We start from the raw sequence: 20050 nt of genomic DNA on the forward strand, positions 1-20050 counted from the left end.
GCCGTTTCACACCGCCCCGTGGAAGGTCCGGCTGATGACGTCGCGCTGTTGCTCGGGCGTCAGCCGGATGAAGTTCACCGCGTACCCCGACACGCGGATGGTGAGCTGCGGGTACTCCTCGGGGTGCTCCATCGCGTCCAGCAGCGTCTCGCGGTTGAGGACGTTGACGTTGAGGTGGTACCCGTCCGATGCGGTGTAGGCGTCGAGGAGCCCGACGAGGTTGTCCGTCTGCTCGTCGCGGGTGCGGCCGAGCCCCGAGGGGATGACCGTCGAGGTCAGCGAGATGCCGTCCTGCGCGTCCGTGTAGGGGAGCTTGGCGACGCTCAGCCCGGCCGTCAGCATCCCGTGCCGGTCGCGGCCGTTCATCGGGTTGGCGCCGGGGGCGAAGGGCTCGCCCGCACGGCGTCCGTCCGGGGTGTTGCCGGTGTGCGCCCCGTACACGACGTTCGAGGTGATCGTGAGCACCGACTGCGTGTGGGTCGCACCGCGGTAGGCGGGGTGCTTCCTCAGCATCTCCATGAAGCGTTCCACGATCTCGACCGCGATGGCGTCGACGCGGTCGTCGTCGTTGCCGAACGCCGGGTACTCGCCCTCGATCCGGTAGTCCGTCACGAGACCGCTCTCGTCGCGGATCGGGGTCACCCGCGCGTACCGGATGGCGGACAGCGAGTCGGCCGCGACGCTGAGCCCCGCGATGCCGCAGGCGAGGGTGCGCAGCACGTCGCCGTCGTGGAGGGCCATCTCCAGCCGCTCGTACGCGTACTTGTCGTGCATCGCGTGGATGCAGTTGAGCGCCTCGACGTACTGCGCGGCGAGCCACTCGAGGAGGCTCATGTACGCCTCCCACACGGTGTCGTAGTCGAGCACCTCCTCGCCGAGCGGAGCGGAGACGGGCGCGATCTGCTCCCCGGTGAGCTCGTCGCGCCCGCCGTTGATCGCGTAGAGCAGCGCCTTGGCGAGGTTCACGCGGGCTCCGAAGAACTGCATCTGCTTGCCGACGCGCATGGGCGAGACGCAGCAGGCGATCGCGGCGTCGTCGCCCGAGGAGCCGCGGATGAGGCGGTCGGACTCGTACTGGATGGCCGAGGTCTCGATCGAGATGCCGGCGCAGAACCGCTTGAAGCCCTCGGGGAGGTCGGGCGACCAGAGCACGGTGAGGTTGGGCTCGGGCGACGGGCCGAGGTTGATGAGCGTCTGGAGGAGCCGGAACGCCGTCTTCGTGACGAGCGTCCGTCCGTCCTCGCCCGTGCCGCCGAGCGTCTCGGTGACCCAGGTGGGGTCGCCGGAGAAGAGCGAGTCGTACTCGGGGGTGCGGAGGAACCGCACGAGCCTCAGCTTGATGACGAGGTCGTCGACGAGCTCCTGGGCGTCGCGCTCGGTGAGCGTCCCCTCCGCGATGTCGCGCTCGAAGTAGATGTCGAGGAAGGCGGAGTTGCGCCCGATCGACATCGCCGCGCCGTTCTGCTCCTTGACCGCGCCGAGGTAGGCGAAGTACAGCCACTGCACGGCCTCCCGGGCGGTGCGCGCCGGGCCCGAGATGTCGTAGCCGTACGTGGCGGCCATCCGCACGAGCTCCTGCAGCGCGCGGATCTGCTCGGCGTTCTCCTCGCGGGCGCGGATGACGTCCTCCGTCGCGAAGGTCGCGTCGAGCTCCGCCCGCTCGCCGCGCTTCGCGGCGATGAGCGCGTCGACCCCGTAGAGCGCCACGCGACGGTAGTCGCCGATGATGCGGCCGCGGCCGTAGGCGTCGGGGAGACCGGTGATGAGGTGGCTGTGACGCGCTCGCTTCACGGCGGGCGGGTAGACGTCGAAGACGCCGTCGTTGTGCGTCTTGCGGTAGGTCGTGAAGGTGCGCTCGAGGTCCTCGGGGACCTCGTATCCGTAGGTCTTCAGCGCGGTCGCCACGAGGCGCCATCCGCCGAAGGGCATGATCGCGCGCTTCAGCGGCGCATCGGTCTGGAGGCCGACGATGAGCTCTTCGGGCTCGTCGATGTACCCCGGCGCGTGCGACGTGATGGTCGACGGCGTCGTGGCGTCGACGTCGTAGACGCCGCGCTCGCGCTCCTCGGGGAACATGTGCATGAGCTTCCGCCACAGCCCGATCGTGCGGGCGGTCGGGCCGTGCAGGAACGTGTCGTCGCCGGTGTACGGCGTGTAGTTGCGCTGGATGAAGTCGCGTACGTCGATGCCCGCCGTCCAGGTTCCGGTGTCGAAGCCACGCCATGCGGGCTGGCCGGTCCCCTCGTCGGCGAGCGAACGGGTTCCGGGGTCGGTGATGGTCATGTCCGCGACGCTACGCCGGCGACGCGCACGCGGGCAGGGACCTTGGGCCCGCGGGGTGGGCGGGTCTCGGGACCTTCGACCCTATGGCGGATTCCCCGGCAGGGGGAGCATCGGATCAACACACAACCGAAAGTGACCGGGGCTCACGCCCTCTGGAAGGAATCCGATCATGGCCATCACCGCGTCCCACCCTCGCGTCTTCGCAGGCGACCGCCCAGCGCGGTCACGCGAGGCCGTCGCGCAGAGCGCCGTCGCCGGCACGACGACGTCGCGTCGCACCCTCGCCGTGCTCCGGCTCGCGACGGGCTTCATCTTCCTCTGGGCGTTCCTCGACAAGACCTTCGGGCTCGGATTCTCGACTCCCGTCGAGCGCGCCTGGCTCAACGGCGGCACGCCGGCACAGGGCTTCCTGAAGGGCGACGCGGTCACGGGCCCGCTCAAGGGCTTCTTCGCCTCGCTCGCGACGCCCCTCACCGACGTGCTGTTCATGCTCGGCATGCTCGGCATCGGCCTCGCCGTGATGCTCGGCATCGGGATGCGCGTCGCCGCCGTCGCCGGCAGCGCCATGATGCTCCTGATGTACCTCGCGGAATGGCCCTTCATCGCGAACGCCGCGTCGACCAACCCCGTCGTGGACTACCACATCATCTACGCGCTCGCCCTGATCGTCCTGGCGGCCACGGCGGCGGGCGACACCTGGGGCCTCGGCGCCTGGTGGAAGAGCCTGCCGATCGTGCAGAAGCAGCGCTGGCTCGTCTGATGCCCCTCCCCGAAGCCGGGGCCGCGGGACGCACGTCCCGCGGCCCCGGCCGTCGGCTGCCCGCCCTACATCCACTTCTTCCGCTTGAAGACCACCCACAGCGCGAGGCTCGTCGTCGCCATGAGACCGAGCGCGGCGGGGTATCCCCACACCCAGTGCAGCTCGGGCATGACGTCGAAGTTCATGCCGTAGATCGCGCCGACGAGCGTCGGGCCGAAGAGGATGGCCGCCCAGCCGGAGATCTTCTTGACCTGCTCGTTCTGCACGAGCGACGTCTCCGTCTGCCGCTGCGTCACGATCGTCGCGTTGACGGTCAGCGCGTTGTCGAGGATGGCTCGGAACGACACGATGCGGTCGTTCAGCCGCAGGACGTGGTCGTTCACGTCGCGCAGCAGACGCTGCAGCTCGACGTCGACCCCGTACTTCGAGCCGCCGCGCAGCAGGGCGTCCAGCATCCCCGTGAGCGGCTGGGTGCCGCGCTGGAAGGCGATCACCTCGCCCGAGAGCTCGTAGATCCGTCGCGAGAGCGGCGTTCCGGTGTCGGCGAACAGCGCGTCCTCGATCTCGTCGATGTCGTTCTCGACGCCGCGGATGACCGGGTCGTACTGGTCGACGACCTCGTCGAGGATGGCGTAGAGGACGGATTCGGCGCCGCGTCTCAGCAGGTCGGGGTCGGCTTCCATCCGCCGGCGCACGCGGGAGAGGTCCGGAGCGTCCCCGTGGCGGACGGTGACGACGAAGTCGTGACCCACGAACACGTGCAGCTCGCCGAACTCGACCGTCTCGGCGGCGTCGTCGTACCAGGCGGGACGCAGGACGACGAAGAGCGTGTCGCCGTAGCGCTCGAGCTTGGCGCGCTGATGCCCGTTCCGCGCGTCGTCGACGGCGAGGCCGTGGAGGCCGAACTCGGCCGCGACGGTCGTCAGCTCCTCGTCGGTCGGCCGCACCAGGCCGATCCACGCCAGTCCCTTCCTGGCACGCATGTACTCGAAGGTCTGGTCGAGGCTCACGGGGTCTGCGATCCTGGTGCCGTCCACGTACACGGCGTTGTCGATGATGGGCATTCGTCCATTGTGGGCGAGGCGCGTCGTCGCCCGACACCCGCCGCGTGCCGTGGCGACCCCCGCGTGCGGTAAAACCGAGAGTGCACCACCCCCATCGAGAGGAAAACTCCCCCATGAGCAACACAGCCACCATCCTCAGCACCGGCAGGGCACGCGCAGTGCGCCTGATCGGCATCCTCGGCCTCGTCGCCGGCATCGTCCTCATCGTGGGCGGCGGCGTCGTGTGGGGCACCGTCAGCTCGCAGCTGGCCGCGGAGAAGATCACGGTGTCGGAAGACGCGTCCTTCCTCGCCGGAGCCGAGGTGCGCGGCCCGCTGACGGCGTTCGCGCAGGCCGACATCATCCAGGAGCACGCCCTCGCGGCGAGCGACGGCCTCACCTACGCCGAGCTCGAGCAGGACGACCCGGTCCGCACGACGATGATGAACGCCTCGTTCCTGCGCGCGTCGCTGTTCACGTCCGTCGTCTCCTTCGGCGTCTCCGCTTTCGCGATCGGCACGGGCCTCGTCGTCGGAGCCTTCGGCTGGGCGCTCACCGCGCTCGTGCCCCGCGCCTCGAAGCAGCTCGCCGACTGACGACCGCCGACTGACGACCGCCGCGGGCTCCCAGCCCGCGGCGAAGCGCCCCTCCGAACCGTCGACGGTTCGGAGGGGCGCTTCGTGTCCGGGCGGCCGGGCGCGATGAGAACCCGCGCCGACTCGCGGCAGGACGAGATGTAGCATGTCGGAAACAAGTGGGCTATACCATTGCGGCACACCCGACACCGGCAGGAGTCCTCATGTCATCGTTCGAAGGCCTCATCGAGGTCATCACCAACAACCTCTTCAGCCAGGTCGCCGTCCTCATCGGCGTCATCGCGATCGTCGGGCTCGCCCTGCAGCGCAAACCGTTCGAACAGGTCATCGCCGGCGGACTTCGCGCCACGATCGGCGTGGTCGTGCTCAACATCGGCGTCGAGATCTTCGTCGGCGGGCTCTCCAGCTTCCAGATCATCGTCGCGAGCGCCATGGGACTGCAGCCGCCGGCGGCGCAGGCGACCCTCGCCGAGTTCACCGCGGGACGGGGCTCGGTCGTCCCCCTCATCATCGCGGGCGGCTTCGTCGTGCACCTCGCCTTCGTGCGGCTCTTCCCCGCGGCCCGCTTCGTCTACCTCACCGGTCACCTCATGTACTGGATGAGCGTGGTCATCGCGGCGAGCCTCATCGAGGCATTCGGCGATGTGAACCGCTGGGTGCTCGCCGGCGTCGGATCGCTCCTCATCGGCTGCTACTGGGTCCTGCAGCCTCTGTGGACCGCGCCGCTCATGCGCAAGGTCATGGGCAACGACGACGTCGGCCTCGCGCACACGGACTCGACGATCGCCATCGCGGCAGGATACGGCGCGAAGGCGCTCCGCCTGGGCGACCCGGCGAAGCACGACTCCGAGAGCCTCCGGCTGCCCCGCGCGCTGTCGTTCTTCAAGGACATCAACGTCTCGACCGCGTTCGTCATCGGCGTCATCATGCTCGTCGCGATCCTCTTCGCGGACGCCGACGTGGTCTCCGAGCAGATGGCGGACTCCACCGTGCTGCCGTGGGTCTGGGCTCTGCTGCAGGCCCTGCGGTTCGCCGCGGGCATCGCGATCCTCCTGTACGGCGTGCGGATGTTCCTCTCCGAGATCGTGCCGGCGTTCAAGGGGCTCTCCGAGCGCGCGCTGCCCGGCGCGAAGCCGGCCCTCGACCTCCCCGTGACCTTCACGCAGGCGCCGACGGCCGTGATGATCGGCTTCCTCGCCTCGACTCTCACGTTCCTCGTCCTCATGGGCGTCTTCGCAGGAGCGGGATGGTTCGTGCTCGTCCCGCCGATGATCATGCTCTTCTTCGGCGGCGGTGCCGGCGGCGTGTTCGGCAACGCCGTGGCCGGATGGCGAGGCGCGCTGTTCGGCGGCGTCCTCAACGGCGTCGTGCTCGCGTTCGGCCAGTGGATCGGATGGGGCGTGTGGGGCGGCACCGCCCCCGAGCTCGCGACGCTCGCCGACTCCGACTGGTTCGTCGTCGGCTGGTCGCTCCGCGGCCTCGGGGAGCTCCTCTCCCCGTTCGGCGAGGCGGGCCTGTGGATCCTCGCCGCGGCGGTCGTCGCCGTCACGGTGGCCGTGCTCGTCCTCGTGGGGCGGAGGACGCGGAACGCCGCGGCGACGACGGCCACGGTGCGGGAGACCGAGCCCTCCGGGGCGCCCCTCGACGTGACATGGTCGTCTTCGCCGTCGGCCCGGAACGCCGCAGCGTCCCCCGCGTACGGCGCAGAGCCGCTCACACGCCGGGCAGCGCGCGCGACGAGCCGCCCCGAGACGCTCTCCGTGCTCGCCGTCTGCGGTGCCGGCATGGGGTCCAGCCTCATCCTGCGCACCACCGCGGAGCGCGCGCTCGAGCAGCTCGGCGTGCCCGCGTCGCTCGATCACGCCGATGTCGGATCCGCCCGCGGCCAGCGCGTCGACGTCGTGATCGGCCAGCCGACCTACCTGTCCGAGGTCGGAGAGGTCGCGCCGGTCCGCGTCGCGATCACGAGCTTCGTCGACGTCGTGCACGTCCGCGAACGCCTCGAACGGGCGCTGACGGAGAAGGGATGGCTGTGATGGAGAGCCTCGCCGAGTACGTCGACCTCGTCGGGACGCGCAACCGCGACGCCATCGCGCAGGCCGCGCGCGCCATCGCCCGCACCGCGGAGGACGGCGGGCTCGTGCGCGCGACGGGCGCCGGGCACTCCCTCGCCGCCGTGCTGGAGACGTTCTTCCGCGCCGGCGGGCTCGCCTTCGTCCGGCCGATCTGGCACCCGCGCGTGCTTCCGTTCCACGGTGCCCGCACGGCCACCGACGCCGAACGCGAGGAGGGGCTCGGGGCTGCGACGGCGCGCGAGGCCGGCATCCACGCCGAGGACACGGTCGTCGTGTTCTCCAACTCCGGCGCGAACCCCTTTCCCGTCGAGGTCGCGGAGGTCGCCGCGTCGGCCGGAGCGACCGTCGTCGCGGTGACCTCGCGTGATGCGAACAGGGCGACCCCTCGGCGCGCGGCGCGTCGTCTCGTGGACATCGCCGACATCGTCGTCGACACCGCCGTGCCCGCCGGCGACGCGACCTGGCCGCCGGACGCACCGGTCACCGCTCCCGTGTCGAGCCTCGCCACGAACACGGTCTGGACGCTCATCCTCCGAGAGGTGTACGAGCTCGCCCCCGACGCACCGCGCTGGAAGAGCGCGAACGTGCCGGGCAACGACGCGTTCAATCACGAGCTCGTAGAGCGCTTCGCGGCACGGATCCCTGAACTGTGACCGGGGCGATCCGAGCGGACAGCTCGAACCGCGACGCCGGATAGGTGGAGGTGGTCCACTCGACGACGCTCCCGCGCGAGACCGAGACGCGCACGAGCTCGAGCACCGCAGCGCCCTTCGAGACGCGCAGGCTCTCCGCATCCGCGTCGCGCACGATCCCCGCGCGGATGACCTGCTCCCCGGCCTCGAACCGGACTCCGTAGTCTTCGATCAGGACACGGTAGAGCGACTCCTCCGCGAAGTCGTAGCGGTCGAGGCCGGGGAACACGTCCGTACGCAGATGGCTGCGCTCGATCGCCATCGGCACGCCGTCGGCCATGCGCAGACGCGAGAGCAGCATGACCGGCGCGCCGACCTCGATGCTGAACACCGTCGCGACCTGTTCGTTCGCGGGGACGTCGCCGAGGTGGAGGAGACGGCTGGACGGGACATGGCCCCGTGCCCGCATGTCCTCCGTGAAGCTCGTCAGCTGCAACGGCACGCTCACCGTGGGCCGCGCGACGAACGTTCCTCTTCCCACCTCGCGCGTCAGCAGGCCCTCCTTCACCAGCTCGTCGATCGCCCGGCGGGCGGTCATCCGGGAGACGCCGGTGTCCTCGGCCAGCTGACGCTCGCTCGGCGTCGATGTCCCGATCGGCGACTGCGCGATCCGCTTCCTGAGCATGTCGGCGAGTTCACGGTACTTCGGCGCAGTCACTCCCCGATCATCCCACGCACCGCCGTCGCACCTCGTGCGTCAGCCGACCGGCGAGAACTCGCCGACCAGTCCGTAGAGGTCTTTGGGGTCTTCGGGCTCGGCGACCAGGTCGATGTCGGCCGACAGCCCCTGCGCACGGGCGACATCGCGCAGGTAGCGCAACGCCGAGAAGTCCTCGATCGCGAACCCGACCGAGTCGTAGATCGTCACCTCCTCGGCGCGACTGCGCCCCGGGTGGATCCCCTGCACGACCTGCCAGAACTCCACGACCGGGAAGTCCTCCGGCATCTGCTGGATCTCGCCCTCGATTCGGGTCTGCGGCGTGAACTCGACGAAGACCGGGCCGGAGTCCAGGATCGCGGGCTCGAGCTCGGTCTTGCCCGGGCAGTCGCCGCCGATCGCGTTGATGTGCACGCCGGGCTCGATCTGTGCGGCGTGCAACACCGTCGCCATCGCCTTGTCGGCGGTGCACGTCGTGACGATGTCCGCGCCGCGCACGGCATCGGCCGCGCTCGTCGCACGCACGATCTCGATGCCGAGCGGTGACATGTTGCGCTCGAACTTGTCCATGGCGGCGGCGTCGACGTCCCAGATACGCAGCTGCCGGAGCGAGCGGACGGTGCTCAGACCGATCGCCTGGAACTCCGACTGGCTCCCGGTGCCGATGAAGGCGGCGACGCTCGCGTCGGCACGGGCGAGATAGCGGGCCACCAGCGACGACGTCGCCGCGGTGCGCAGCGCGGTGAGCAGCGTCATCTCGGACACGAAGACCGGGTAGCCGTTGTGCACGTCGGCGAGCACGCCGAACGCCGTGACGGTCTGGTAGCCCGAGGCGGGGTTCCACGGATGACCGTTGACGTACTTGAACGCGTACGTCTCGGCATCCGATGCCGGCATGAGCTCGATCACGCCGAACGGCGTGTGCGACGGGATGCGGGGAAGCTTCTCGAACTCCTGCCAGCGAGAGAAATCGTGCTCGAGGTAGCCGATCATGCCGGAGATCATGCGGGCGACGCCCTCCCGGGCGACGATCTCGGCGGTGTGGCGGACGCCGACGAAGGTGGTCATGCGGAGTGCTCCTGGTTCTGTGCGTACGGGGCGTCGCCGCCGATCCGCACGACGATCCGGCCCTGCACGCTGCCCGCGAGGAACGCGTCGAACGCGCCGGGCAGGTCGTCGAGCTCGATCGTGCGTGCCATCTCGTGCAGTCGTGCGGGCTTGAGGTCGGTGGCGAGCCGCTGCCAGAGCGCGACGCGCAGGTCGTGGTCGAAACGCCCGGTGTTGATTCCGAGCAGGCTCACACCGCGCAGGATGAACGGAAGCACCGATGTCTGCAGGGCGTTCCCGAGCACGTTGCCATAGGCGGCGACCGAGCCGTCGCGGCGTGTCGTGCGAAGGAGCCACGACAGGATGTCGCCGCCCACCGAGTCGATCGCGCCCGCCCAGCGGCCGGACTCGAGCGGACGGGCGTGCAGCGTGGTGTCGGGCCGAGCGATCACGTCGGACGCTCCCAGGGAACGCAGCCAGTCGGCCGCGTCCGCCTTGCCCGAGATCGCGGTCACCTCGTAGCCCCGCGCGGCGAGCAGCGCCACGGCGACCGCGCCCACTCCCCCGCTCGCGCCCGAGACGGCGACCGGACCGGTGCCGGGGACGAGCCCGTTGTGCTCCAGGCGGTGGATGGCGAGCGCCGCGGTGATCCCGGCGGTGCCGAGTGCCATCGACTCCCAGTCGGTGAGCCCCGCGGGCAGCGGCACCGCCCAGTCGGCGGGGATGCGGAACCAGTCCGCGTAGCCGCCGTCATGGTCTTCGTTCATGCCTTCGCCGGTCACGAGCACCCGGTCGCCCGGCCGGTACCGGGCGTCGCTCGAGTCAGCGACGACGCCGACGGCGTCGATCCCGCCCGTCAGCGGGAAACGGCGCATCACCTTGCCGGCACCGGTGGCCGCCAGGGCATCCTTGTAGTTCACGCTCGAGTACGTCGTGCGCACGAGCAGCTCTCCCCCGCCGATCGCGGCGACAGGGATCCGTTCCACTGCTCCCCACACGCGTGAGCCGTCGCTGTCGATGCGGAAGGCTCGGGCTGTCGCGGCGTTCATGCCGTCACTCCCCGGTGGACGCCCCCGAGCACGCCGTCTGCATGCAGCCGCGCGATGCGATCGTCGTCATAGCCGAGTTCCCGCAGGATGGCGATGTTGTCCTCGCCGAGCAGGCGCGGTGCAGTGCGCACGGTCGCCGGGGTTTCGGAGAGCGCGATCGGCGGACCGACCAGCCGCAGGGTGCCGACGACCTCGTGGGTGGTCTCGGCGATCAGCCCGTTGTGCAGCACCTGCGGATCGGCGAAGACCTCGGGGTATCCGTTCACGGGCGTCGCCAGCACGTCGTGCTCCTCGAGCCGTGCGATCGCATCGTCCAGAGAGTGTCGTGCGAAGGCTGCGCGGAGGATCGCGACGGCTTCGTGCTCATGCTCGATGACGCCGGCGACCGTCTGGAGACGCGGGTCGCCGGTCACCTCGTCGGGCTCGCCGAGTGCCGAGGCGACCCGCCACCACTGGCGGTCGACGTAGTACTCGCCGACGAGGGCGACGTGACGCCCCTCCGCGGTCTCGTACACGCCGTACAGAGCGCTCTGGTGCGCGTGCGCGAGCGGGCTGATCGGCCGGGGGAAATCGCCGGCGGTGTTGAGGAACTCGGTGCCCTCCTGAAAATGCACCGCGACCGAGGCGTTCAGCAGGCTCGTGTCCACGACCTGGCCGCGTCCGGTGCGCTCGCGCGCGGCGAGGGCGGTGAGGATGCCGATGGCGAACTGCATCCCGGCGATGTAGTCGACGATCCAGGTGCCCGCCGGCACCGGCCCGGTCTCGGCATGGCCGGTCAGCGCGAGGAATCCGCCCATCGCCTGCAGAGCGAGGTCCTGACCGCGTCGATGCCGGTACGGTCCGGTGCGCCCGTAGCCGGAGGCGAAGGCCGAGATGATCCGCGGGTTGATCGCGGCGAGTTCCTCGTGGCCCAAGGCCAGCTTCTCCATCACGCCGGGGCGGAAGTTCGATGTCACGACATCCGCGGAGGCGACCAGCTCACGCACGATCGCGAGTCCGTCCGGCGACTTCAGGTCGACGCTCACGCACTCCTTGTTGCGGTTGTTCGCCGCCCAGTGGTAGCTCATGCCGTTCTGGGTGATCCCCTGCCGACGACCGATGTCGCCGAGGCCGCTGTTCTCGATCTTGATCACCCGCGCGCCGAAGTCGGCGAGCACCTGGGTGGCCACGGGCCCCTGCAGCAGCTGGGTGAAGTCGAGGATCGTGACGCCGTCGAGTGCTCCGGGGGCAACGGGCTCAGTCATGCTCTTCCAATCCGAGGTACAGGTTCTTCACGCGCGGGTCGACGAGCAGCTCGGTCGAGCGGCCTTCGAGTGCGAGGCGTCCGAGGTCGAGGATGTAACCGCGATCCGAGTGCTCGAGCGCCTCGACGGCGTTCTGCTCGACCATGAGCACTGTGACACCCGTCTCGCGCACGATCTCGATGCGCTCGAAGACCTCGTCGACGTTGGTCGGCGAGAGCCCGGCCGACGGCTCGTCGAGCAGGAGGACGGACGGCGCGGTCATCAGAGCCCGTGCGATGCCGACCAGGCGTCGCTGACCGCCCGAGAGCGAGCCGGCCGGCTGCTTGCGCTTCTCGCCGAGGATCGGGAACCACTCGTACATCTGCGCGCGGCGCTCCGCGAGCGTCTTACGGGCACGGAACGCGCCCATGCGCAGGTTCTCCTCGACGCTCAGGTCGGCGTACACGTCGTCGCTCTGCGGCACGAAGCCGATGCCGTTGGCGCACAGGTCGTCGGCGCGATGACCCGTGACGTCGCGGCCGGCCACGGAGACGGTGCCGCCGGTCGTGCGTGCGAGACCGTAGACGGCCTTCAGCAGGGTCGACTTGCCGGCGCCGTTCGGGCCGAGAATGCAGACGATCTCCTCGCGGGACACCGCCAGGTCGACGCCGTGCACGATGTCGACGCCGCGCACGTAGCCGGCTTTCAGCCCCTGGATGTCGATGACGATGTCGGCGTCGGTCATCACGCCCTCCTCTTTCCGATGTAGGCGTCGATGACGCGCTGGTCGGCGGTGACCTCGGCGGGCGTGCCCGTCGAGATGACCGCCCCGCGATCGAGCACGACGACGCGCTGGGCGATCTGCATGACGCGGGGGAGGTCGTGCTCGACCAGGAGAACCGTGCCGCCGTCGGCGACGAAGGCGTTCACGTAGCGCATCATGTCTTCGCGGATCGACGGGTTCACGCCCGCGAACGGCTCGTCGAGCAGCAGTGCGGTGGGCTCCGCCATGAGGGCGCGGGCGAACTCGACCAGCTTGCGCTGGCCGCCCGACAGCTTCCCGACCGGGATGTGCGCGACGGGGGTGAGCCCGACGCGCTCGAGCTCGGCCAGCGCGCGCTCGCGGTCGGCGACGAGATCGCGGCGCGAGCGGAAGGGGCGCAGGGTCGAGGCGGCGAGGCCGATGCGCCCCGCCGGGAGGGTTCCGACGAGCAGGTTGTCAACAGCATCCAGGTCGTTGAACAGCCGCGTGAGCTGGAACGTACGCACGAGACCCAGCCGGGCACGCTTGTGTGCGGGCAGCGCCTGCACCGCGCGTCCGTCGAACTCGATCGTGCCGGTGTCGCCGGAGACGAAGCCCGAGACGAGGTCGAAGAGCGTGGTCTTGCCCGCGCCGTTCGGTCCGATCAGTGCCGTGACCTCGCCGCGCGGAACCTCAAACGATTCGACGTCCACGGCCGTGAAGCCGCCGAACGTCTTGCGCAGGCCGCGCGCCGCGAGGATCGGGGATCGCGTGCTCATACGGCACCTCCAGAGGCGAGCGCCTTGGCGCGCGTGCCGAGCACGCCCTGCGGGCGGAAGACGAACAAGGCGGTGAGGAGCACTCCCACCAGCACGTAGCGGGCGGATGCCGCGGCTGTGCTCGACCCGAAGAGGTCGTTGATGAGGTTGCCGGCCTGCGTGTACAGCACCCAGAACACGACCCCGCCGACGATGGGGCCGAGTGCGGTGCCGGCGCCGCCGATGATCATGACGGTGAACACGAAGAACGTGATGTCGGCGACGAAGATGTCGGGGTTGACCTGGGAGAGCTGGAACGCGAAGAACACGCCCGCGAGCCCGCCGATGCCTCCGCCGATCACAAGGCTCTGCAGCTTCACCGCGGCCGGGTTCTTGCCGAGCGAGCGCACACCCGACTCGTCGTCGCGCACGGCGCGAGCGAGGATCGCCCATCGGCTGCGCAGCAGATAGGTCGTGAGCAGCACGGCGAGAGCGACGCCGAGCCAGATGAGCACGAAGAGCCACAGCTGATAGGCGGTGACGTCCAGATCATCGGCGAGGTCGTCGATGAACGGCGGGCGGATGTCTTGGATGACTGTGGAGTACCCGAGCACGCCGTAAACGCCGCCGGTGATCTCCGACCCTTCGCGCAGCGCGACGCGGATGAGCTCGGCGGCGGCGATCATGATGATCGCGAAGTAGTCGCCTCGCACACGCAGGGTGGGCAGGGCGAACAGTGCGCCGAGCGCACCGGTGACGATGATCGCGATGATCATCGCGAGCCAGAGCGGCGCGTATCCGCCCGACTCGACCGAGCCTTCGCCCATGCGATGCGGAATGAGGATGACGGTGATGTACGACCCGCACGCGAGGAAGCCGACGTAGCCGAAGTTCATGAGGCCGCCCAGCGTGTACTGGACGTTGAGACCGGCAGCGGCGATCGAGTACACGCCCGCCATCGTGAGCACGGGCAGGACCGCGGCGAGCGAGTTGCCTCCGAACCCCGCCGACGCCACGATCCACAGCACAGAGGCCACGACGAGGGCCGCGCCGATGACGCCGCGCAGGTGCCGTCGGAGCCAGGACGGCCGTGAGACCGGCGCCTCGGCGCGGGTGGTGGGGGATGCAGTGGTCATGAGACGCGCGCCTTCCGGCCGAAGATGCCCTGCGGGCGCACCAGCAGGATCACGATCATGGCGATGAGAGCGACGGCGATGCGCAGATCGGCGTGCTCGCTGACGTAGGGGATGAGCATCGCCATCTGGCTCACGAAGCCGATGACGAATCCACCGACGGCCGCTCCCACGAAGGTGCCGAGACCGCCGAGGATCGCTCCGGCGAACAGGTAGAGCAGGAGCTGGAAGCCCATGTCCCAGTAGACGAGCTGGGTGAGGGCGAGGGCGAGACCGCCGACTCCGGCGAGACCGGCGGCGATTCCCCAGGTGAGGCGGATCGTACGGGCGCGGTTCACTCCCGACACCTCGGCGAGAGGCCCGTTCGACGCGAGGGCGATGATCGCCCGCCCCCGCCATGTGCGGGAGAGGAACAGCCCCGCTCCGACGAGTGCGATGACGCCGATCGCCACCGCGATCGCACCCGCAGGGGTGATCTGAAGCCCCAGGATGGGCTGCACCTGCTGCGGCGGGATCGGCAGCCGCAGGGGCGACGGTCCGACGATGCCGAGCAGCAGGTAACGGAAGATCATCGAGAAGCCGAGCGAGACCACGAGGATCGTCGTCGGGGTGGACCCGCGGCGGGCCAGCGGAGCGAGAACCAGGCCGTTGAGGCAGATGCCGACGAGGATCACCACGGCGATCCCGATCGCGACGCCCAGCGGCAGGGGCAGGGCGACGACCGAGGTGAGGGCGACGGCGAGGGTCGCCCCGATCGTCGCCATGTCGCCGTGGGCGAAGTTGAACGTGCGCGTCACCGAGAAGATCAGTGACACGCCCGAGGCGAGCAGGGCGATGATCACTCCGAAGAGGATTCCGTTGGAGAGCTGTTCGATGACCATTTCCCCACCGTCTATCGGGGTGCCACCGAGACGAGCTCGCGCGCGAGCGGCGAGAGCACCTCGGCCCCGGTCTCGGTGACGAGCACGAGATCTTCGATCATGATCGACCCCACGTCATTGCCGTAGAACGGGGTCTCGATGGCGAGCACCATCCCCGTCTGGAGCGGTCGGGTCTCGTGGCGGCCGAGGAACGGCGGCTCCTCGTGGAACGTGTCCATTCCGACGGAGTGGCCGAAGTGCCCGCGGTTGTAGTTGGGGTAGCCGTGGCGGCGCACCCGGCCCTCCGCTGCGGCGAAGACCTCGCTCGGCAGCGCGCCGGGGCGCACGGCCAGCAACGCAGCGTCGTGCGCGGCCTTGAGCGTCTCGTGCAGCGCACGAGCCTGCGGCGCGGGCTCGCCGTAAGCGAAGGTGCGACCGTGATCGCTGCGATAGCCGAGCACCGTGGTTCCGCAGTCGAACTTGATGAGGTCTCCCCTGGCGAGCCCGCCGGTCTGGGCGGCATTGATGTTCGCGGCCTTGCCGAAGGCCGGCAGCACCCAGAACGTGGAGAACCCGGCGTACTTGGAGTCGGTGCGGGCATGGCGGGCGGCGCCCTCGACGAAGCCCGAGTGGAGGTCGACGATTCCGGCACCGTCGAACGCGCCGGCCACGGCATGGAGCATTCCGGCGTCGGCTAGCTCCGACGCGGCCTGGAGGCGCGCGATCTCGTAGTCGAACTTGATCACGCGGACCTCGTACATGCCGTCGGTGAAGTCGATCCACTCGACGTCAGGAGCGACGCGGCGCAGGCGGAGGTACGCGTCGTGCGTCATGTGCTGCAGGTCGCAGCCGACACGGCCGCGGGTGATTCCGTAGGAGCGCAGCACGTCCGCGAGAGCCCGATCGATCGCCTCCTCCGACCACTGGGCCGGCCGCTCCTCGGGGGTGCGCCGCGCGTCCTGGATCTGAGCCAGCGACGCGGGCTCCACCCACATCGGGTAGGAGAAGACGGCGGTGCCTGCGGCTGCAGCCTCGGCGGCGTCCTCGGCATCCCCCAGGACAAGCGCGGGGGCACGGGATTCGTCGGCGCTCACGGCGGCGAAGATCTTGCCGTGCATGCGCCACCAGGTGGAGAGGAAGTAGCTCTCGTACCCGCTGACGTAGTGGACGTTCGAGGGGGTGAACGCCACGTACGCCTGCAGCCCGGCGGACTGCAGCGCAGCGCGGATCCGCTGCAGCTGCTCGGTGCGGTCGCCCGCGGTGGGGACGAGGTCATTCGCCCCCACCGCGGCGCGGACGGGAAGAAGGCTCACTCGCCGCCCACGATCGTCTCGATGGTGGTGAGGCCCTCCGCGGAGAACTGCCACACCTCGTAGACGGGACGCACGGGGTCGCCGTCTTCGTTGAACTCGACAGCGCCGGTGGCCCCGTCGTACGCCAGGCTCTCGCCGTCGAGCGCAAGCGCGATGCACTCCTCGGCGATGCAGGAGGTGCCCTCGGGGTCGGTGACGTTGGCGATCTCGTCGACGAGGTCGGTGCCCTCCTGTTCGGCGCGGATGCCGGCGAGGATCTCGATCCACGTGGCGTCGTAAGCCTGGGCGGCGAACGAGCCGGGCGCCTTCCCGAGGTTCTCCTCGAACGCGGCTGCGAACGCGTCGTTCGCCTCACCTGTCGGGCTGCCCGTGCCGATACCACGCCATGTGTAGAGAGCAGATGGGTCGCTCGCCAGCGCGAGCGAAGGGAAGTCGGCGGAGCGGAAGCCATCGCCCATGTACCACTGGCGCTCGAGCAGCCCGCGCTGCGCCGCGTCGTTGACGATCGCGGCGCTGGTGTCTTCGAGTCCGATGAGAACGATCGCGGGGGCGTCCGTCGCGGCGAGACGCTGCGTCTCCGCGGCGAAGGTGCGAGCGGCCGGGTCGTAGCCGATCTCGGCGTCGATCTCCCCGCCGAGTTCCTCGTAGGCCTCGACGAAGGTCGACACGATCGGCTGCCCGTAGTTGTCGTTGATGCCGAGCACAGCCGCAGACGTGTTGCCATCGTCCCAGACCAGCTGCGCGAGCGCGCGGCCCTGCTCCGACGAGGAGGCCGCGGTGCGGTAGAAGTAGCCGCCGTCGTCGTAGTCCGACAGCTGCGGGCTGGTGCACGCAGGCGCCATCATGGGGACCTCCGACTGTGCGGCGATGTCGACGACCGAGAGGCACACGGTGGTCGACACGTCACCGACGATGCCTTGGACCCCGTCGCCGATGAGGGTCTGAATCGCGGTCTGCGCGATCGACGGGTCGGTTCCCGAGTCCTGCACCTCGAGAGTGACGGCGACGTCACCGGATTCGTTGGCGAGGTCGACCGCGAGCTGCGCGGCCTCGAGCGTGCTGGCGCCCAGCGCCGCGAGGTCGCCCGTCTGGGGCAGGAGCGCGCCGAGGGTGACCTCCGGCGTGCCGTCGGATCCCTCCGACGTGGCGCCGGAACAGCCCGTGAGCAGGAGAGCGGCGACGCCGAGGGCGCCGATGCCGCTGAGGACAGCCTTCTTGTGCATGGATCGATTCCTTTCGAATCGCAAGTGCATTGCTGTGAGAGGTGGCGCGTGCCGGAGGGATTCGGGTCTTCCGGCGGGGGAGCTGAGGCGCCGTTCCTCCGCGTCGAAGCGACCGTAGATCAGACTTCGATACCCGTCCAATATCGACACGGGATCACACGATTCTGTTTGGATATAGCCGTGCGTCGGCGGCTCAGAACGACCCTGATGGCAGCGTCAGCGGCTCGCTAGGCAACATGCGTGAAACACAAAGTTCAACGTCGCGGTGGTCAAAACGGCCAGAGTGGGCGCAGCGGCTGCGTCGGCATGGCATCGAGGACCATCTGCGCCGGGCGCGTGAGACGGTCGGCGCGCGCCGCGATCGCCAACGGAAGCGTCGCGTTCTCACGAAGACGGAGATAGGTGACTCCAGGTGGGGTCAGCCGCCGGGCGGACTCCGGCACGATGCTCACACCGACGCCCAGCGCGACGAGACCGACCATGGTGGTCACGTGCGGAGCGGGCACGGTCGGCTGGAACTCGACGCCGTGCGCGTGGAACAGCGCCGCGACGCGATCCCAGTAGCCCGGCCCCTCCGACCTTTCGAAGAAGACGATGTCAGCACCGACGAGGTCTTCGACCGAGATGTCGGCGCGCGCGGCGAACGGACTGCTCGACCCGACCGCCACGACGAAACGCTCAAGCCACACCGTCTGCGTCGCCAGTCCGTGCGTCGCCGGCGGACGCAAGAGCCCGAGCTGTATATCGCCGAAACGCAACGCCTCGATGAGCTCGGTGGTCTCGAGCTCATCGACCTGCAGCTGCACGTTCGGCACCACCGCGCGCGCCTGCTCGAGCACACGTGGTACCGCCTCGTAGAACGCCGAGCCGACGGCGGCGATCCTCACGACGCCCTGCACTCCGGTTCGCAGACCCCTCGCCACCGCTCGAGTGCGTTCCGCCGAAGAGACGACACGGCGCGCTTGGGCGACCAGCTCGGCGCCGGCCATCGTGAGTTCGACGCGATGACTGCTGCGGTCGAACAGTTCGAGCCCCAGTTCGGCTTCGAGCTTCTGGATGCGCTTGGTCAGCGGGGGTTGAGCGATGCCGAGCCGAGCGGCAGCGCGTCCGAAGTGCAGCTCGTCGGCGAGGACGACGATGCATTCCAGGTCTCTCAGTTCCATCACTCACCCCTTGCGGACATTCCACTGTACGACCGCCCCGCGCGGCGCGGCGTGCCGCTGCGAGCTCGGTTCAGGAGGTGCGTGTCAGCGACGTCGATCAGGTACGGATGACGGGAGGCGACGAGGACCGCCCTTCGCCCGCGGGGAGCCATGACGACGGTCGTGGCTCGGCGCCGCGATGACCTCGTGACCGCGCTCGGCACCTGCAAAGCCTTCGTCATGCGCTTTCGCCAGCTCGGCGTGATCGACGATGCCCAGGCGCGCAGCTTGTCCCAGTTGCGCCGGCCCGAGGCCACCACCGACGGGTTGCCTCCAGTAGCCGGGACGACGGCTCTGATGCGCGAACCCGAGGATCAGCAGTTCATCGTCGCGGACAAAGCAGACAAGCCGGTAAGGGAACACATCGACCTTGCGGCTCCGGACGACCGGGAGACGATCCCAGCCTGGGAACTTAGGCCAGGCGTCGGGATTCCACTGGATGTCATCGACGGCATTGGCGACCTCGATGTCGAACTCATCGCCGAGACCGGCCTCAGCGGTCGCGTCGTAGCGGACGGCATCGAGGAACTCCACCTCCGCCTCCGGATGGACGCGGAGGAGGAGGGTCACTTCCGCAGGTCGTCCAAGAGCGCCCGGGCCTTGCCGCAGGTCTGCTCGAAGGTGCTCAACTCGGCTCGGCCGTTCAGGATGTCGTCGACACGAGAACCGAGCTGGGCAATGCGCTTCTGGCGTGCGGCCTGGGCGCGCTCGAGTGCTTGCCGCTCGGCCTCGTCGCGTGCGGCGAGTTCGCGGACGAGCTGCGCAGCCTCGGCGACGGGCAGCGCCTCGCTCCGTGCGAGGGCGCGGCGGTCGCGTTCGGACTGCTTCCTGAGCTCCACGGCGTGGGCGATGACGCGGCTCGGGGTGGAGCCTCCGAGGGCACGCTGGCTCAGCGCGATCGACTCGCGCATCTGCCGGGCGTTGAGCTGCTGCCGGCGGCGGTGCGCGTGCTCCGCGACCTGCCGCGTCTCGGTCACGCGCGGGTCGGCGTCGGCCTGGTTCCCGGCGACCGTCTCGGCCCGCCCCTCCGGGCCGCCCGCTCCGGCCGCGAGGCTGCCCCAGCGTCGCCGTACCGCGTCCTCCGTCGACCACAGCCCCATGCAAGCGCCCGCACATGCTGCGGCACTACTGCGCGTCACAGTAGCTTCGGGCTGTCATCCCGATCGTTCAGGTTGCCGAATGGCTCGGCGACGACCCGCGGACGGTGCTCACGGTCTACGCGCACGTCCTCGGCGAGCCGCGGAAGAAAACTGGTTCTGGCCAGCCGAAAAATGGCGGAGCCCAGGCTATGGCTTTCGAACCCAGGCCCGGAGAGCAAGCGGCGGTTGGATCGTGTGAAGCTCAGGCAGTGAGGCCGCTGGCTTCGCGAGGGAGTTGCGCGCTACCATCCCCA

General features: G+C 69.6%; 19 protein-coding genes. 4 read left to right on the forward strand and 15 right to left on the reverse strand.

The annotated features are described in order from the left end of the window. Positions 1–6: 6 nt before the first annotated feature. Positions 7–2283, reverse strand: a complete 2277-nt coding sequence (gene pflB / locus N8K70_RS14295) for a formate C-acetyltransferase (protein WP_317139020.1) — start codon at positions 2281–2283, stop codon at positions 7–9. Positions 2284–2452: 169 nt separating this feature from the next. Here pflB and N8K70_RS14300 point away from each other — a divergent pair, with 169 nt between their 5' ends. Beyond that, positions 2453–3043: a DoxX family protein gene (locus N8K70_RS14300; RefSeq protein WP_317139021.1), complete on the forward strand. Its 591-nt coding sequence runs from the start codon at positions 2453–2455 to the stop codon at positions 3041–3043. A gap of 65 nt (positions 3044–3108) precedes the next feature. Here N8K70_RS14300 and corA read toward each other — a convergent pair whose 3' ends face one another. After that, positions 3109–4107 carry a magnesium/cobalt transporter CorA gene (gene corA / locus N8K70_RS14305; RefSeq protein ID WP_317139022.1) on the reverse strand — a complete coding sequence of 333 codons (999 nt, stop codon included), beginning with the start codon at positions 4105–4107 and terminating at the stop codon, positions 3109–3111. A 113-nt stretch (positions 4108–4220) separates the two neighbouring features. Here corA and N8K70_RS14310 point away from each other — a divergent pair, with 113 nt between their 5' ends. The 3 genes from N8K70_RS14310 to N8K70_RS14320 all read left to right on the forward strand — a co-directional run bounded on the left by N8K70_RS14310 (position 4221) and on the right by N8K70_RS14320 (position 7410). Next, complete coding sequence (locus tag N8K70_RS14310) at positions 4221–4682, forward strand: aromatic ring-opening dioxygenase LigA (protein WP_317139023.1); 462 nt, start codon at positions 4221–4223, stop codon at positions 4680–4682. 203 nt (positions 4683–4885) lie between these two features. Next, positions 4886–6718 (forward strand): PTS transporter subunit IIC, encoded by a 1833-nt coding sequence (locus N8K70_RS14315; RefSeq protein ID WP_317139024.1) that lies wholly within the window; start codon positions 4886–4888, stop codon positions 6716–6718. Beyond that, positions 6709–7410 (forward strand): sugar isomerase domain-containing protein, encoded by a 702-nt coding sequence (locus N8K70_RS14320; RefSeq protein WP_317139025.1) that lies wholly within the window; start codon positions 6709–6711, stop codon positions 7408–7410. The genes N8K70_RS14315 and N8K70_RS14320 overlap by 10 nt, the downstream gene beginning before the upstream one ends. Here N8K70_RS14320 and N8K70_RS14325 read toward each other — a convergent pair. From N8K70_RS14325 to N8K70_RS14385, 13 genes are all read right to left on the reverse strand, one after another. Next, complete coding sequence (locus N8K70_RS14325) at positions 7361–8107, reverse strand: GntR family transcriptional regulator (protein WP_317139026.1); 747 nt, start codon at positions 8105–8107, stop codon at positions 7361–7363. The two genes, N8K70_RS14320 and N8K70_RS14325, sit on opposite strands and share 50 nt — an antisense overlap. Before the next feature lie 39 nt (positions 8108–8146). Further along, on the reverse strand, positions 8147–9175 hold the full coding sequence (locus N8K70_RS14330) for an ornithine cyclodeaminase (RefSeq protein ID WP_317139027.1): 1029 nt from the start codon (positions 9173–9175) through the stop codon (positions 8147–8149). After that, positions 9172–10203, reverse strand: coding sequence for an acrylyl-CoA reductase family protein (locus N8K70_RS14335; RefSeq protein WP_317139028.1), 1032 nt, complete (start codon positions 10201–10203; stop codon positions 9172–9174). The genes N8K70_RS14330 and N8K70_RS14335 overlap by 4 nt, the downstream gene beginning before the upstream one ends. Beyond that, positions 10200–11447: a CaiB/BaiF CoA transferase family protein gene (locus N8K70_RS14340; RefSeq protein ID WP_317139029.1), complete on the reverse strand. Its 1248-nt coding sequence runs from the start codon at positions 11445–11447 to the stop codon at positions 10200–10202. Before N8K70_RS14340 ends, N8K70_RS14335 begins: the two co-directional genes overlap by 4 nt. Beyond that, the gene (locus N8K70_RS14345; RefSeq protein ID WP_317139030.1) at positions 11440–12171 is read right to left on the reverse strand and encodes an ABC transporter ATP-binding protein; all 732 of its coding nucleotides are present in this window, start codon (positions 12169–12171) and stop codon (positions 11440–11442) included. The genes N8K70_RS14340 and N8K70_RS14345 overlap by 8 nt, the downstream gene beginning before the upstream one ends. Beyond that, a complete protein-coding gene (locus tag N8K70_RS14350; RefSeq protein WP_317139031.1) occupies positions 12171–12947 on the reverse strand; it encodes an ABC transporter ATP-binding protein in 777 nt (258 codons plus the stop codon). The genes N8K70_RS14345 and N8K70_RS14350 overlap by 1 nt, the downstream gene beginning before the upstream one ends. Next, entirely contained in the window at positions 12944–14062 is a 1119-nt protein-coding gene (locus N8K70_RS14355) for a branched-chain amino acid ABC transporter permease (protein WP_317139032.1), read from the reverse strand. Before N8K70_RS14355 ends, N8K70_RS14350 begins: the two co-directional genes overlap by 4 nt. Continuing rightward, positions 14059–14940, reverse strand: coding sequence for a branched-chain amino acid ABC transporter permease (locus N8K70_RS14360; protein WP_317139033.1), 882 nt, complete (start codon positions 14938–14940; stop codon positions 14059–14061). Before N8K70_RS14360 ends, N8K70_RS14355 begins: the two co-directional genes overlap by 4 nt. 11 nt (positions 14941–14951) lie before the next feature. Further along, positions 14952–16232, reverse strand: coding sequence for a M24 family metallopeptidase (locus N8K70_RS14365; RefSeq protein WP_317139034.1), 1281 nt, complete (start codon positions 16230–16232; stop codon positions 14952–14954). Next, positions 16229–17455, reverse strand: a complete 1227-nt coding sequence (locus tag N8K70_RS14370) for an ABC transporter substrate-binding protein (RefSeq protein ID WP_317139035.1) — start codon at positions 17453–17455, stop codon at positions 16229–16231. Before N8K70_RS14370 ends, N8K70_RS14365 begins: the two co-directional genes overlap by 4 nt. Before the next feature lie 269 nt (positions 17456–17724). Next, on the reverse strand, positions 17725–18618 hold the full coding sequence (locus N8K70_RS14375) for a LysR family transcriptional regulator (RefSeq protein ID WP_317139036.1): 894 nt from the start codon (positions 18616–18618) through the stop codon (positions 17725–17727). A gap of 84 nt (positions 18619–18702) precedes the next feature. Further along, positions 18703–19227, reverse strand: coding sequence for a type II toxin-antitoxin system RelE/ParE family toxin (locus N8K70_RS14380; protein WP_317139037.1), 525 nt, complete (start codon positions 19225–19227; stop codon positions 18703–18705). Then, on the reverse strand, positions 19224–19757 hold the full coding sequence (locus tag N8K70_RS14385) for a hypothetical protein (protein WP_317139038.1): 534 nt from the start codon (positions 19755–19757) through the stop codon (positions 19224–19226). The genes N8K70_RS14380 and N8K70_RS14385 overlap by 4 nt, the downstream gene beginning before the upstream one ends. Positions 19758–20050: the final 293 nt, after the last annotated feature.

This window comes from Microbacterium sp. AB (assembly GCF_032878875.1).
GTDB classification, from domain to species: domain Bacteria; phylum Actinomycetota; class Actinomycetes; order Actinomycetales; family Microbacteriaceae; genus Microbacterium; species Microbacterium betulae.

Excerpts from the sequence above, each read along its gene's own strand:
- N8K70_RS14345 (WP_317139030.1), bottom strand. The coding sequence starts at position 12,171 with ATGACCGACGCCGACATCGTCATCGACATCCAGGGGCTGAAAGCCGGC.
- N8K70_RS14355 (WP_317139032.1), bottom strand. The coding sequence starts at position 14,062 with ATGACCACTGCATCCCCCACCACCCGCGCCGAGGCGCCGGTCTCACGG.
- N8K70_RS14340 (WP_317139029.1), bottom strand. The coding sequence starts at position 11,447 with ATGACTGAGCCCGTTGCCCCCGGAGCACTCGACGGCGTCACGATCCTC.
- N8K70_RS14360 (WP_317139033.1), bottom strand. The coding sequence starts at position 14,940 with ATGGTCATCGAACAGCTCTCCAACGGAATCCTCTTCGGAGTGATCATC.
- N8K70_RS14315 (WP_317139024.1), top strand. The coding sequence starts at position 4,886 with ATGTCATCGTTCGAAGGCCTCATCGAGGTCATCACCAACAACCTCTTC.
- N8K70_RS14385 (WP_317139038.1), bottom strand. The coding sequence starts at position 19,757 with ATGGGGCTGTGGTCGACGGAGGACGCGGTACGGCGACGCTGGGGCAGC.
- pflB (WP_317139020.1), bottom strand. The coding sequence starts at position 2,283 with ATGACCATCACCGACCCCGGAACCCGTTCGCTCGCCGACGAGGGGACC.
- N8K70_RS14350 (WP_317139031.1), bottom strand. The coding sequence starts at position 12,947 with ATGAGCACGCGATCCCCGATCCTCGCGGCGCGCGGCCTGCGCAAGACG.
- N8K70_RS14310 (WP_317139023.1), top strand. The coding sequence starts at position 4,221 with ATGAGCAACACAGCCACCATCCTCAGCACCGGCAGGGCACGCGCAGTG.
- N8K70_RS14320 (WP_317139025.1), top strand. The coding sequence starts at position 6,709 with ATGGCTGTGATGGAGAGCCTCGCCGAGTACGTCGACCTCGTCGGGACG.
- N8K70_RS14370 (WP_317139035.1), bottom strand. The coding sequence starts at position 17,455 with ATGCACAAGAAGGCTGTCCTCAGCGGCATCGGCGCCCTCGGCGTCGCC.
- N8K70_RS14375 (WP_317139036.1), bottom strand. The coding sequence starts at position 18,618 with ATGGAACTGAGAGACCTGGAATGCATCGTCGTCCTCGCCGACGAGCTG.
- corA (WP_317139022.1), bottom strand. The coding sequence starts at position 4,107 with ATGCCCATCATCGACAACGCCGTGTACGTGGACGGCACCAGGATCGCA.
- N8K70_RS14335 (WP_317139028.1), bottom strand. The coding sequence starts at position 10,203 with ATGAACGCCGCGACAGCCCGAGCCTTCCGCATCGACAGCGACGGCTCA.
- N8K70_RS14330 (WP_317139027.1), bottom strand. The coding sequence starts at position 9,175 with ATGACCACCTTCGTCGGCGTCCGCCACACCGCCGAGATCGTCGCCCGG.
- N8K70_RS14300 (WP_317139021.1), top strand. The coding sequence starts at position 2,453 with ATGGCCATCACCGCGTCCCACCCTCGCGTCTTCGCAGGCGACCGCCCA.